Origin of the sequence: Aquirufa rosea, assembly GCF_004118285.1 — a bacterium.
Classification (GTDB): Bacteria; Bacteroidota; Bacteroidia; order Cytophagales; family Spirosomataceae; genus Aquirufa; species Aquirufa rosea.
Genome location: NZ_SDHY01000003.1, coordinates 213,213 through 226,924, shown reverse-complemented (window position 1 = coordinate 226,924; position 13,712 = coordinate 213,213). Strand labels below are relative to the sequence as shown.

Here is a 13,712-nt window from a genome sequence, read left to right as displayed (position 1 = left end):
TAAAGTATACGAACTAATTTCACGTCGAAAGCACTTTAAACTAACATCACAAAATCCATTCAACATGAAAAAACTGCTCTTATTAAGTGGCCTATTATTTTCCTCTTTAGCACAGGCTCAGGAATATAATCCACATCATGGATCTGGCGGAGCACATCCAGGCGCTCCCAAGGAAGCAGGCACCAGCAATAAAGATTGGTGGCCTAGCTTATTAAACGTAGGCATGTTACGTCAAAACTCAGAAAAATCGAACCCCATGGGTTCGAATTTCGATTATAAAAAAGCTTTTAATAGCCTAGACTACTTTGCACTTAAAAAAGATATCGGAGACATCTTAACCAAATCACAAGACTGGTGGCCAGCAGACTTTGGTAACTATGGTCCTTTATTTATACGTATGGCTTGGCATAGTGCAGGTACGTATCGCACTGGAGATGGACGTGGAGGTTCTCGGGCAGGTCAACAACGCTTTGCCCCTTTAAATAGCTGGCCAGACAATGCTAATTTGGACAAAGCTCGTCGATTATTATGGCCTATCAAACAAAAATATGGCGACAAAATCTCCTGGGCAGACTTAATGGTATTGACAGGTAATGTGGCATTGGAACAAATGGGATTTAAAACTTTCGGATTTGCGGGAGGAAGGACAGATGTATGGGAGCCAGAGTCAAATGTGTATTGGGGATCGGAGAAAAAATGGTTGGATGATAAAAATCGTTACTCGGGTGATAGAAAACTAGAAAATCCGCTTGCTGCTGTACAAATGGGTCTCATTTATGTGAACCCAGAAGGACCTAAAGGTGTACCAGATCCAGTGGCAGCAGCCAAAGATATTCGCGAAACTTTTGGAAGAATGGGTATGAATGACGAAGAAACTGTTGCCCTGATTGCAGGTGGGCATACCTTTGGTAAAACTCATGGAAAAGGACCAGCAAGCCATGTGGGACCAGAGCCTGAGGCTGCTGGCATCGAAGAGCAAGGTTTAGGCTGGAAAAGCACTTACAAATCCGGAAAAGGAAAAGATGCCATTACTTCAGGACTAGAGGTTACCTGGACATCCACTCCTATCAAATGGGGAATTGGATTTTTAAAAATCTTATTTAACCATGAGTGGGAATTAACGAAAAGCCCAGCAGGAGCGAATCAATGGGTAGCTAAAAATGGAAAAGCTATCATTCCTGATGCATTTGACCCTGACAAAAAGCAATTGCCAACCATGCTAACCACAGATCTTTCATTGCGCATGGATCCCGCATATGAAAAAATTTCTAGAAGATATCTAGAAAACCCAGAGGAGTTTGCTAAAGCTTTCGCCAAAGCTTGGTTCAAATTAACTCACCGTGACATGGGACCAAGCACAACCTACTTGGGACCTGAAGCTCCTAAGGAAGCGCTTATATGGCAAGATCCCATTCCTGCGGTTAATCATCCATTAATTAATCAACAGGATATCGCCCTATTAAAAACCAAATTACTAAACTCAGGATTATCCATTAGCGAGTTAGTAAGTACCGCTTGGGCTTCTGCCTCTACTTACCGTGGTTCAGACCGTAGAGGAGGTGCCAATGGCGCTCGAATTCGCCTATTGCCTCAGCGAAATTGGGAGGTGAATAATCCAAAACAATTGGAGAAAGTATTGTCTGTATTGGAGAAAATCCAAAAAGAATTCAACGCCAGCGCAGGTAAAAAGAAAGTTTCTATGGCTGATTTAATAGTATTAGGTGGTAATGCTGCCATAGAAAAAGCAGCTAAAAATGGAGGACACAACATCCAAGTTCCATTTACACCAGGTAGAATGGATGCAAGCCAAGAGCAAACAGATGTAAATTCATTTGCCGTGCTAGAGCCAATGGCAGACGGATTCAGAAATTACTTAAAAACAAGATATACTATTTCAACAGAGGAGCTTTTGATTGACAAAGCACAGTTGCTAACCTTAACAGCACCTGAAATGACTGTGTTGGTGGGCGGTATGCGAGCTTTAAACACAAATTATGATGGCTCTAAGCATGGTATTTTTACCAATAAAAAGGATGTTTTAAGCAATGACTTCTTTGTTAATTTATTGGAAATGGGTACTATTTGGAAACCTAGCTCAGATACCAAAGAAGAATTTATTGGCACAGATAGTCAAACAGGAGCCGTGAAAGCGACAGCTACACGCGCCGACTTAATTTTTGGTTCTAATTCTGAGTTAAGGGCATTGGCTGAGGTCTATGCTACAAAAGATTCGCAAACAAAATTCGTTAAAGATTTTGTTAATGCTTGGACCAAAGTGATGAACTTAGACCGCTTTGATATTACATACAAAAAATAGGTTTATATAGATTTGAGTGAATGAAAAAGCCGACTCCCATGGAGTCGGTTTTTTTATTTATAGGGTTCTGGATAGCATCCCATAAAACCTGAAAAACCAGTTTCAAATAAATTCATTTATTTATAACTTTTCCAAGTCAACCTTCATAATTTAAAGCAAATATTTCATGTTAATACTTGTTAATGAATCCTTTAATTGCGACAAAACTTAAGAATTAGTCTACCAAATTCCTCAAACAACCTCCTTTGGAATATCCAAAATAATTAAGAAGTATAAAAAATATCAATGTATTATCAAGCTTTCAGGAAATCTAAAAATAAGTGAGGAACACCTACAAAAAATATCTAAAATAAACTTTTAAAGCTACTTTTGTTTCTTCGCATATGAATTCCCCACTTCTACATAACATTTGATCCATTAAACACAATTTTATAATTACCAGAAAATGTTCAATTTTTGATATTTATCTTTGTACTATTATAAAGTGAATCAGCATGAAATTCTTGGCAGTATTGCCGAATAGATTAAATACTGAAAGATAGAATCTTGCTTGTTCATCTATTTGAAAAAATTAGTACAAAACCAATGAAGCCTCATTTACTCAATCCGCTTTTCTCAAGAATTTCAACTTTCATCTATACATTTCCCAGCTGTGAAGAATAAAAAATTAAACGAAAAAGCATGATGTATCTTTGTGATACAATAATAAGTGAACAAAAAACTAGATTAAACCCTGATTTACCCATTGAAAATTTAGCAATTAAACCAGTTCTACCCTGATCCTTGAATAACATCATTTCTTCTAAGTAGACAAAACAATCAACCCATGAAAAATCAATTTTTAACATTCTTCTTGGCAATCAGCTCATTTTTTAGTTGGGCGCAAGGTCCTGCTGCAGGTGCAGGAGGTGCCAATGCCGCCAATTTAAATCGCGGACATATATTTGGTAAGGTAGTAGATGAGCAAGGTAAGCCTGTAGAATTTGCCTCGGTTGTTCTATTAAAAACTGTGGTAGATCCAGCAACCAAACAAAACAAAGACATCTTAGTAAAAGCTCAACAAGCAGAACTGAATGGTGATTTTAACTTTAAAGAAATCCCTGTAAATGTTCGACTTAAAATTAAAATTAGTTTCGTAGGCTATAAAAACTACGAAGCCCCTATCCAATTTGCTATGCCTAAAATGGATCCGAGTATGGCGCCTAAACCAGGTCAAGCTCCTGATCCAGCGGTAATCGCGAAAATGATGGCTGCATTTGAAAAGGATTTAGGAAATATCAAATTAGCTGCTGATTCCAAAGAATTAGAAGCAGTGGTAGTTACTTCTACCAAGGCTTTGTTGGAAATGGACATTGACAAAAAATCATTTAATGTAAGTCAAAACCTAGTGACCTCTGGTGGTACAGCTGTGGATGTGATGAGAAATATCCCATCTGTACAAGTAGATATCGATGGCAATGTTAAGGTGAGAAATGCTAATCCAACTCTTTTTATTGACGGAAGACCCACTAGCTTAACCATGGATCAAATCCCAGCTGACATTATTGAGAAGGTAGAAGTAATCACAAACCCCTCTGCTAAATACGATGCATCAGGAAGTATGGCCGGTATCATCAACATCATTTTGAAGAAAAACAAAAAGAATGGATATAATGGCATGGTGAATTTAAGTGCTGACCGTTTTGGAGGATCTAGCATCATGGGGAATTTTAGTTACCAACAAAACAAGTGGAGTTTAACCTTGATGGGCATGAAAATGAACATGAGAAATGTCACTGAGGGTAACAGCTTAAGAAATAGCAGCATCGGAGGCGTTGAGTCCAGCGTTTATCAAGACATCAACTCCAAAACTAGAGGATCGATGTTTTTCCCTCGCTTGAGTGTTGACTATGCAGTTACGAATAGAACTACCTTGTCTTTAGCTGGATTTTTTGGCGGAGGTGGTAAATTCTCCCCAACAGAAGACATCAAGATTACAAGTACTGTAAACAACTTTACAACCTTAAGCAATCGTCTTTCTGACTCATACAGAGAGTTCAATCCAAGTGGGTTGCAATTAGGATTTAAACACGCATATCCTAAAGCAGGAGAAGAGTTGACTATGGACTTCAATTACTTTGGTGGAACCAACAAAAATGATGCGACTTACACGACCAATTATTTAAACAATGGTAACATTACTGGCACACAAATTCAGAGAAACATTGGTTCTGGAAGCAATAATTTCATGACCTTTCAAACGGACTATGTGAAGCCTATAAAAAATGAAGGTACCCTAGAATTGGGAGTAAGAGCTCAGCTTTTTGATTTGAAGAATGAAAACAACAATACCTTGAAGCCCGTAGGTTCAGATGTATATAAAACCATCCCCTCAGCTTCCACAAATTACGAAAACCAAAATAGAGTATATGCTGCTTATGTTTCCTTCTCAGGTAAAACAGCTAGCAAAGTTTCCTATAAATTAGGTTTAAGAGCTGAGAGCTCTAGCTATGATGGTAAATTGCTTAACACCAACCAAATATTTGGCAATAACTATCCTTTGAGCCTTTTCCCTTCTATTTTCTTAAAGAAGGATTTAACTCCTACAGATCAGTTGCAATTGAGCATCACCAGACGTGTTAACCGTCCGAACTTCTTCCAAATCATTCCTTTCGTTGATTACAGCGATAGTTTAAATATCACGAGAGGAAATGCCAATTTGGTTCCTGAATTCACTTCTTCTGGAGAGCTTTCTTACAGCAAAACCAAAGGATCTGCTACCTTCTTGTTGTCAGGTTATTATAAATATACCAACAACTTAATTACTCGCTTCCTTAGTCAAGAAATCAACCCAATCAGCGGTAAGTTGGATTTGATTAACACTTTCGTCAATGCGAATTCTAGTGTGAATTATGGTATAGAAGGAACCTATACCAACAAGCTTCAAAACTGGTGGGATTTAACTCTTAATTTAAACACATACAACTCGAAAATTAATACATCAAATATTGAGAATGCTCAAATTACGGATGGTATCTGGACCGTATTTGGAAAAATAAACAATACCTTCCAATTACCTAAAAAATGGTCTATCCAATTATCCATGGATTACCAAGGCAAAACCAATATGCCGATTTCTCAGAACCAAGGACAAGGTGGTGGCGGTGGCCCAATGATGCAAGCACAAAGTTCATCTCAAGGGTATATTGAGCCGTTCTATGGTTTTGATTTAGCTATCAAGAAAACCTTCTTGAAAAACGACTTGGCTTCTTTGACTTTAGCAGCTAATGACATCTTCAGAACTCGTGGAAACAATAGATATTCCTACGGAGAAGGTTTCTCTCAAAAATATTACCGATTATCAAACCCTCAAATGATTCGTCTTACTTTGTCCATTCGTTTCGGACAATTTAACATGAGTAGCATGAAGAGAAACAACAATCAAAATAATGATGCTATGCAAATGGGTCAATAAAATATTTGTAGGTTAATGATTTCAATAAACGGGTCAATCAATGATTGACCCGTTTTATTTACAAGAATTCTTTATTGAATAGACCAAGAAATCCCCTGTTCGATTAACTTCACATAAGCAGGATTAGCCCAAGCATCTTTGGAATGCCCCATGGAAGTATAAAAGGTCCGTCCTTTTCCTGCATTTTTATGCCAAGCCACTGGATGATATTTTCCCATACCAAAGTTTTTGTCCTTCATCCATAGCATATTGCCACTGGGTAATATTTTTTCACCGTCAATATAGTACACTACTCGTGCATTTTTAGGTTTTTCAAAAAAAACATACCACTCGTCATTCCCCTCCCAACTTGCAGATAAATTAGCTTTCAAAACAGAATCCGCACTTGGCTCCATCTGTACTAAAGCTCGCTGAAATTGTGGATTTAATGGATGGTGTGAGAATGTTGTTCCTAGTAAATTATTGACATACCAATCCCAATGATGGGAATTATCCCCAGCTCCATGTATCCCCATCAATGCTCCACCCTTTTCAACATACTTTTCCAAAGCCAACTGTTGATTGTCATTCAACACTCGGCCTGTAGAATTATTAAAAATTACTAATTTGAATTGGGACAATTGTTCCTGATTAAATACCCCACCCTCTTCTGTCTCATAAATAACCCAATTGTTTTTAGTTGCCAAGGCCTGAATAACAGGTTTTGAGGCCTCTATGGATTCTCCATGTCGGAAACCCGTAGTTTTAGAAAACAATAAAATTGCAGGCTTAGCTGCTGCTAAGGAAAGCTCCGGTTTTTCTGTCTCATAAGTAACAGGGAAACCATGTTGAACTTTGTACATAAACAAAGCACCTAACCCAAAAAGACTCAATACTAGCCCAAAAAGCGTCCAAGCGATAATTTTAAATACTTTTTTCATTGCAATTTATTGATCATTTATACTTTAACATTTTATTTATCGAATTCTATCTTTCATTTGATACCAAACTAAATTATTTATATTTGATTTAGCTCAGTGCATCCTATAGTTGGAGAACTGAAAAATTAACGACCCTTCATCAGAACATACCATGAATCCATCATTCCATAAGTTTCAAAAAATAATTCTAAACCCAATTTTATTTAAGTTTTTTATTTTCCAACGATTATCTGCCTCCTTTTGGGCAGGATTAAACATGCATCATTTTGATGCCAAAACCTCCATAGTACGTGTCAAAAAATCTTGGTTCAATCAAAATCCATTCCGCTCCATGTATTTTGCGGTAGAAGCTATGGCCGCCGAAATGAGTTGCGGCATGTTGGCATTCGCACAAGTTTACGAAAGGAAACCATCCATCAGCATGCTGATAGAAAAAATGGAAGCTTCCTTTGTGAAGAAAGCCACCGGTACTATTTTATTCACATGTGAAGACGGTGATGCCATCCGAGAGACCATTGAAAAGGCCATTGAAAGTGGAGAAAGTACTAAAATCATTTGTAAGTCAGTTGGAACCAACCAAGAAGGTATGATAGTAGCTGAATTTCTATTCAGCTGGACTTTCAAAGTTAAGAGCCCTGCTCCTTAAACTTATTTGAGAAGATTTGCACCTAGCCAATTGTTCATCTTTTCTACCTGCTCTGGATAATTCCAATGACCGGTATCCAGTGCCAAGTATAATTCTTTAGGAGCAGAAATTACATTATATGCCGCGTACATGGAGGTAGGAGGACATGTTTCATCGTTAAAACCCCAAGAGTAAAATCCTGGTACTTTCAATCTTCGTGCGAAATTGACCACATCATAATAGGCTATGGTTTCCAATTTCGCTTTTGTTTCATTAATTGCCCGGTTATTCTTATCAAAATAATGAGGCCAACCACCAGCTCTATTAAATAAATATCCTGTCACATCAGAGAGGGCCGGATAATAAGCTCCCAAGAATTTTACTCGTTCGTCTAAAGCAGCGGTCACGATGGACAAAGCACCCCCTTGACTACCTCCGGTTACTCCTAGATTTTGACCATCAAATTGAGGAAGTGAGGTCAAAAAATCATTGGCACGAACACATCCTAAATACACTCTTTTATAAAAAAAGCGATCCTTGTCATCCATATTATAATTGGGATATCCGTTCAAAATACCTGCTCCCAAATCTGTATAAACGGAAGGATCCATGGTAACTGGGATTCCATGTATACCAATTTGCAGGGTAATAATTCCTTTTTCTGCATTGGCTATATCTCCTGCATAAGGTCTAACTCCAGCTCCGGGTACATGTAGCAATGCAGGATATTTCCCAGGTTTCTTGGGCACACATAATATACCATATAGCCTAGCTCCCACACGATAGTTTTGGATATTCACCTGATACACATTAGTTTTCTCCGTACATCTTTCTGGCAGAAGCGTCATCTTGGCATCCATAGGAATTTTAGCTAGATCTTCTTTGGCTTTAGTCCAAAAAGCATCAAAATCTTGAGGATTATTGACAGTAGGTTGAATCGATAGAGGAGAAAAACCTACCGTTGCTAAATTCCTATATTCTTTCCCCTCTACCTCGGCAATAACCACACAACGCAAAAAACCTGCGGCTGACAAAGTTCCTCCATTCAGTTGAATGGCACCTTGAGGTAAAATGGCACTTTCCTTTTTCAAGGCTTCCAACTTCTCGGGTCCGATTTCATAACGAATCTTAACCTGAGGAATAGGACTTCCATTTTTTGTCACTAACACTGAAAAATTGACTTTTTCTCCTGGCTTATATAACCAATCTGAATGATCGGCTGAAACTTGAACTTTAATCTGCTTTTCTGTGGGCTGTGCCAACAGGGTATGCATGGAAATTAACCACAATAAAAGCAACCAGGATTTTTTCATTTGTATTTAAGTTTATGTTATGATGGGAAACTAGAGCGTCCCACTTGTACGTTTCGATTTAACAGGAGCTGGCCATTTTTGACCAGCAGGCAATTCAGCCTTTTCCGTAGACATTTTTTCTGGCTCTTCACAAGCCATGTATACCATAATAGCCGTTAAAATAGCATTACTTTGCACATCATCGAATACAATTTTATCGTATGTATCCCGATTGGTATGCCAAGTATAATTTCCATATGACCAGCTCAATGCACTTAAATTAAAGCCTGTTGCTCCCACTGCCACAAAAGAAGCAAAATCGGAACCACCTCCCCCAGGTGTCCCAGGAAAATTAGTTTTGATACGATTTTTGATGGAATCTGGCGCAGCGGATAACCATTTTGTGAGATAATCCTTGGCTTTGGCAAAACCTGATCCACCCAAATTCACCACACGTCCTGTTCCATTGTCTTGATTAAATAAAGCCTGCAAATTAGAAACCACCTCTGGATGATCCTCCACAAATGCCCTAGATCCATTCAATCCTTGTTCTTCGCTTCCCCAATGGCCCACTAAAATGGTTCTCTTGGGATTAGGATATACTTTTTTGAGGATACGCATGGCTTCCATCATCACCAAAGTACCTGTTCCATTGTCAGTTGCTCCTGTGGCTCCATCCCATGAATCTAAATGCGCTGAAAGCATTACATACTCTTGAGGTTTTTCAAGGCCCTTGATTTCTGCTAGGGTATTGAAAGTAGGTACTATGCCCAACTCTTTCGATTGGGTATTCACAGTAATTTTTGGCAGTCTTCCCGATTCAGTCAAGCGATACAATAGGCCATAGTCTTCCAAAGCCACACTGACGGTAGGGATTTTTTTAGTGGAAGCAGCAAAAATTTTATTGACGCCAAAGCCGTTAGACCACAAACAGGAAACGATGCCCAAAGCACCTGCTTCTTCCAATGCCATAGCTAATTTTGCATTTGTTAAACCCGTTTTAGCCAGCCTTTTTCTCCATGCCTCTGTCTGTTCAGCCCGCTCCTTTTTCATAGCTTCAAAAGACTCTTTGAGAGCAAACTCTTGCCAATTATAATCGGGTCTTCCTGTAATTTGTGGCATGGAAATAAGCACAAATTTGCCTTTTACTTGTGGCAACCAAGCTTTAAAAGCAATGGAATCGGCTACTTCTGCCAAAATAATTGTTTCACCAGTTTTAGGTTTTTGGGTAGCAGGACTAAATGCCAATTGTGTTCCTTCCAATGATTTAACCCATGGGGCAACCATGTCAATGGAGGAAATACCACGATCCCAACCTCTCCAAGTACCATAATTTTGTCTTTTTGCCTCAATTCCCCATTCTTTGTATTGTCCCAATAGATAATCACTTGCTTGAACCATTTTAGTAGACCCCACCAAACGTGGTCCAATTCCGTCCAAGAGTTCATGAGCCATTCGTTTCAACTGCGAATTTTCTGTTGCTTCCTTCACAATAGCATCTACCGTGCTTTTTTGATTTTGTTGTGCCCACATCGGAGTGGACAAAAGGCTTAAGCCAAGCGCTAGCTTACTTAGACCTAATTTAGTTTTGTTGATAAAAGTTTTCATAGTTTAAGTTTACGAAAGAAAAAGGCATGCACCAAAATTTACTGGAACCATGCTTAAAGGATTATGATGATTCAGAGGTAAATAAATATCTATTTCTTCCAAACAGTTGACAATATTTGGGATAACTCTTCCGGCTTATTAGTCCCAATTAAGACTTTGCGACCTTGCTTCATTTCCATTTGTAAGCCTTGATTTCCAGATACATTAAAAGCTTTTCCACTACCAAAAATCCCGTATCTAATTCCCCACCCCCCATATTCTAGAAGTGCGGAATATTTTCTGACATATACTTTTTCCATATTCTCAAAAGGGTAATACTTGAACTGCCAATGAAATGGAAAAAAGCGAAGGTAAATACCATCAGATGTAATCTTGGTCTCCAACTTAATTACATAAAATAAAACGATGATGAATATTATTGAAATGACTAAAGATACTATCCCCTCATCACTCATCGGTCGGTCACCCATCTTAATTCCCATTTGAATTTGCCGGTAGGCTCCCAAAGCAACTGAGCTAAATACCCCCAATAGTATAAGCCAAATCCACCATTTTCTAAATCTTTGCGTTTCTGTAAACAATATTTGCTCTTCTGACATCGGTTTCAAATGAAATTGGTTAAACAGAGATTACGAAAATATTAAATTAATTCATTATCAAGATATTGGACAACATATTTAAATCGCTAATCGTTGTAACGCTGTCAAGGTTTGAAACCTTAACAGCGTTGAAAAAATCCTAATCAAAATCATCCTTTGAAAAACTTAGAACTATCAATTATTTGGTAATTTTCTGAAAATCAAATCACATGAAAAAGCTAGAAAATAAAGTTGCCATCGTTACAGGAGCGGGTGCAGGCATGGGAAAAGCCATTGCTTCATTATTCGCTCTGGAAGGAGCCAAAGTCGTGGCTGGGGATATAAACCCAAGTCGATTAGTGGAATTGTCCCAAGAAGTGAAAGCCTCGGGTGGAGAAATAACAACCATTACCGCCAATATGGGAGAGGAGTCAGACATAAACCAATTAATCCAAACCGCTGTAGATACCTATGGTAGCTTAGATATATTAGTTAATAACGCAGGGATCATGGACCATTTTCAACCTGTAGGAGAAGTAGAAAATTCGATGTTAGAGAAGGTCATGAAAATCAATTTTGAAGGGCCATTTAAAGCCATGAGAAAAGCTATACCCCTGTTTTTGGCAAAAGGAAAAGGGAATATCATCAATGTTTGCTCTATAGGTGGACTAAAAGGAGGTGCAGCTGGTGCCGTCTATACGGCCAGTAAACATGCCCTAGTTGGATTAACCAAAAACACAGGTTATATGTACAGCAAGTCGGGGATTCGTTGCAATGGAATTGCTCCTGGTGCAGTTAATACAAGCATCAGTGAAACCATTGATATGACTAAAATTACACCTTTGGTGAATGATCGAATCATGACAGGTATGGCCATCAATCCTCGTGCAGGAGAATCGTCGGAAATTGCACAAGCTGCCTTATTTTTAGCCAGCGATGATTCCAGCTTTGTGAATGCACATATTTTGACAGTCGATGGTGGTTGGAGCGCATATTAGAAAAAATGACGATCAGGTCTCAGGGGAGTCCTTTGTCCTGATCTTTTTCAAACACGATACTTCTATTTACATAAAAATGCAGGATTAATTGGTTAATTCAAATTCCCAATGCAATTTTGGGTATGTATTCCAAGCGTCTAAGGGTTTTATTTTTTCTTTTTTGCTCGATTGTACTGACGATCATTGGAAAAAACACCCTAGAACATAACTCCACCTCCACTACCAAGCAAAAATTTAGACAACAAGTCTCTTATCGACTTAGCTTTATTAATGCCTTTGAAGAGGAAGAATCTTCAGAGGATGCTCAAACGGAGCGTATTCATGAAATTGATCAAATTTCTGCAAGCCGTTTTTACGCTAACTTTCAAGACTCACAACAAGTAAGTCAAAGTGATAGTTGCAACAACTTTTGCTACATTAAATCTCATTTCCCAGCCTTATTTGAGGTTCATGGAAATTGGCGAATATAGACTGTTCTGATCGCCCAATAATACAATTCCATTTATTTTTCTTTCCACTTTTGATAGAGATCGCTCTCTACTAATTCATTCATTTTATGAGAAAAAAACTCATTTTATTATTTTCCTTATGCCATTCCTTGTGCGCATTCGCTCAAAAAACATCAGATACTGAAGCGCTCAAAATAAAGCTCAATGAATCTGGATCCAGATATTTTCAGGTTACTTTTTTAAACCAAGCTTGGTTCCGTTTCAACGAAAACAATCCAGGAACTTTAGTCAATGGTAGTCCTCAAAATCAATCCTTTGATATAGGCCTTAGAAGAACAAGAATGCAATTATTCGGCCAAATTACCGACCGTACATTTTTATACTTTCAGTTTGGACAAAATAATTTCAATGCCCAGTATAATGCCAATGGTAACCGAAAAATAGCTCCATTCTTTCACGATGCCTTGGGGGAATACCGACTATCCTCGGGAAATCAATTGAAAATCGGTGGGGGTTTAAGTATCATTTCCGGTATCTCTCGATTTTCACAGCCCAGTATAGGCACCATCATGACTATGGATGTACCGGTATTTGCGCAGACCACCGTGGACCAGATTGATCAATTTTCCAGAAAACTAAGTATTTATGCCCGTGGTCAGGTAGGGCAATGGGATTATAGATTTATTTTGAGTGACCCTTTCCCAATTACTTCGAACGGACAGACAGCTCCTGCCATCAGTTCCAACTTTGCCAATTTTTCTCAAAAAGGTCACTCCTTACAGCAGCAAGGATATTTGATCTATCAATTTTTTGATCATGAGAATCATACTACTCCTTACATGACAGGAACCTATTTGGGAAGTAAGAAAATAGTCAATATTGGTATTGGTGGGGCCTTTCAGCCTAATGCCATGTGGCTAAAATCAGCTCAAGGAGATACGCTCTATCAAGACATGAAACACCTTGCGGTGGAAAGTTTTGTAGATATTCCATTACCCAAGCATGCTGCCCTGTCTGCCTATTTAGGTTATTTTAATACGAATTATGGGACAAATTATTTACGCTATAATGGTATCATGAATCCAGGCACAAGTAGTAATTTAAGTGCGTCCAATTCCATTTCTGGGCAAGGGTCTATATATGGAAATAGCCTTCCCATGTTTGGAACTGGAGCTGTGGTCTATACTCAAATAGGATATTTGCTACCGTCTATTCGAGCGGATTTAGCTAATCGCTGGATGCCATATTTAGCCGCTACTTTGGCACAATATGACCGATTAGGAAATCATGCTACTCATACTTTTAATGTGGGCATCAACTATTTCATTCAAGGACATAAATCTAAACTAAGCTTAGACTATCAAAATAGACCGACTTATCAAATCAATCAAGGAGAGCTTGGTTCGGGCAATCGAATGAGCAGCTTGAGTTTACAATTTCAATTATTTATTTAAAGTGTACTCCTTATTAC

General features: G+C 38.4%; 10 protein-coding genes. 6 read left to right on the top strand and 4 right to left on the bottom strand.

All coding sequences use genetic code 11. From position 1 onward, the window contains the following. Positions 1-64 precede the first annotated feature (64 nt). A complete protein-coding gene (gene katG / locus ESB04_RS06095) occupies positions 65-2,317 on the top strand; it encodes a catalase/peroxidase HPI (protein ID WP_129026840.1) in 2,253 nt (750 codons plus the stop codon). 826 nt (positions 2,318-3,143) lie between these two features. Then, positions 3,144-5,771 (top strand): outer membrane beta-barrel family protein, encoded by a 2,628-nt coding sequence (locus ESB04_RS06090; protein WP_129026839.1) that lies wholly within the window; start codon positions 3,144-3,146, stop codon positions 5,769-5,771. 71 nt (positions 5,772-5,842) lie between these two features. Here the strand turns inward: ESB04_RS06090 and ESB04_RS06085 are convergent, their stop codons facing one another. Next, a complete protein-coding gene (locus ESB04_RS06085) occupies positions 5,843-6,691 on the bottom strand; it encodes a ThuA domain-containing protein (RefSeq protein WP_129026838.1) in 849 nt (282 codons plus the stop codon). 151 nt (positions 6,692-6,842) lie between these two features. Here ESB04_RS06085 and ESB04_RS06080 point away from each other — a divergent pair, with 151 nt between their 5' ends. Beyond that, entirely contained in the window at positions 6,843-7,337 is a 495-nt protein-coding gene (locus tag ESB04_RS06080) for a DUF4442 domain-containing protein (protein ID WP_129026837.1), read from the top strand. Positions 7,338-7,339: 2 nt separating this feature from the next. On the opposite strand, the gene ESB04_RS06075 is transcribed toward ESB04_RS06080, so the two are convergent. The 3 genes from ESB04_RS06075 to ESB04_RS06065 all read right to left on the bottom strand — a co-directional run bounded on the left by ESB04_RS06075 (position 7,340) and on the right by ESB04_RS06065 (position 10,815). Further along, complete coding sequence (locus ESB04_RS06075; RefSeq protein WP_129026836.1) at positions 7,340-8,629, bottom strand: acetylxylan esterase; 1,290 nt, start codon at positions 8,627-8,629, stop codon at positions 7,340-7,342. A 30-nt stretch (positions 8,630-8,659) separates the two neighbouring features. After that, positions 8,660-10,216 carry a M20/M25/M40 family metallo-hydrolase gene (locus ESB04_RS06070; protein ID WP_205749480.1) on the bottom strand — a complete coding sequence of 519 codons (1,557 nt, stop codon included), beginning with the start codon at positions 10,214-10,216 and terminating at the stop codon, positions 8,660-8,662. 89 nt (positions 10,217-10,305) lie between these two features. Continuing rightward, on the bottom strand, positions 10,306-10,815 hold the full coding sequence (locus ESB04_RS06065) for a DUF6141 family protein (protein ID WP_129026835.1): 510 nt from the start codon (positions 10,813-10,815) through the stop codon (positions 10,306-10,308). Positions 10,816-11,024: 209 nt separating this feature from the next. Here ESB04_RS06065 and ESB04_RS06060 point away from each other — a divergent pair, with 209 nt between their 5' ends. The 3 genes from ESB04_RS06060 to ESB04_RS06050 all read left to right on the top strand — a co-directional run bounded on the left by ESB04_RS06060 (position 11,025) and on the right by ESB04_RS06050 (position 13,695). After that, positions 11,025-11,792, top strand: a complete 768-nt coding sequence (locus tag ESB04_RS06060; protein WP_129026834.1) for a glucose 1-dehydrogenase — start codon at positions 11,025-11,027, stop codon at positions 11,790-11,792. Between the two features lie 122 nt (positions 11,793-11,914). Continuing rightward, entirely contained in the window at positions 11,915-12,262 is a 348-nt protein-coding gene (locus ESB04_RS06055) for a hypothetical protein (protein ID WP_129026833.1), read from the top strand. 86 nt (positions 12,263-12,348) lie between these two features. Then, positions 12,349-13,695: a hypothetical protein gene (locus ESB04_RS06050; protein ID WP_129026832.1), complete on the top strand. Its 1,347-nt coding sequence runs from the start codon at positions 12,349-12,351 to the stop codon at positions 13,693-13,695. The last annotated feature ends 17 nt before the right edge of the window (positions 13,696-13,712 follow it).

Coding starts and splice junctions, on each gene's coding strand:
- katG (WP_129026840.1), top strand. CDS start 65: ATGAAAAAACTGCTCTTATTAAGTGGCCTATTATTTTCCTCTTTAGCA.
- ESB04_RS06090 (WP_129026839.1), top strand. CDS start 3,144: ATGAAAAATCAATTTTTAACATTCTTCTTGGCAATCAGCTCATTTTTT.
- ESB04_RS06060 (WP_129026834.1), top strand. CDS start 11,025: ATGAAAAAGCTAGAAAATAAAGTTGCCATCGTTACAGGAGCGGGTGCA.
- ESB04_RS06065 (WP_129026835.1), bottom strand. CDS start 10,815: ATGTCAGAAGAGCAAATATTGTTTACAGAAACGCAAAGATTTAGAAAA.
- ESB04_RS06085 (WP_129026838.1), bottom strand. CDS start 6,691: ATGAAAAAAGTATTTAAAATTATCGCTTGGACGCTTTTTGGGCTAGTA.
- ESB04_RS06075 (WP_129026836.1), bottom strand. CDS start 8,629: ATGAAAAAATCCTGGTTGCTTTTATTGTGGTTAATTTCCATGCATACC.
- ESB04_RS06080 (WP_129026837.1), top strand. CDS start 6,843: ATGAATCCATCATTCCATAAGTTTCAAAAAATAATTCTAAACCCAATT.
- ESB04_RS06050 (WP_129026832.1), top strand. CDS start 12,349: ATGAGAAAAAAACTCATTTTATTATTTTCCTTATGCCATTCCTTGTGC.
- ESB04_RS06070 (WP_205749480.1), bottom strand. CDS start 10,216: ATGAAAACTTTTATCAACAAAACTAAATTAGGTCTAAGTAAGCTAGCG.
- ESB04_RS06055 (WP_129026833.1), top strand. CDS start 11,915: ATGTATTCCAAGCGTCTAAGGGTTTTATTTTTTCTTTTTTGCTCGATT.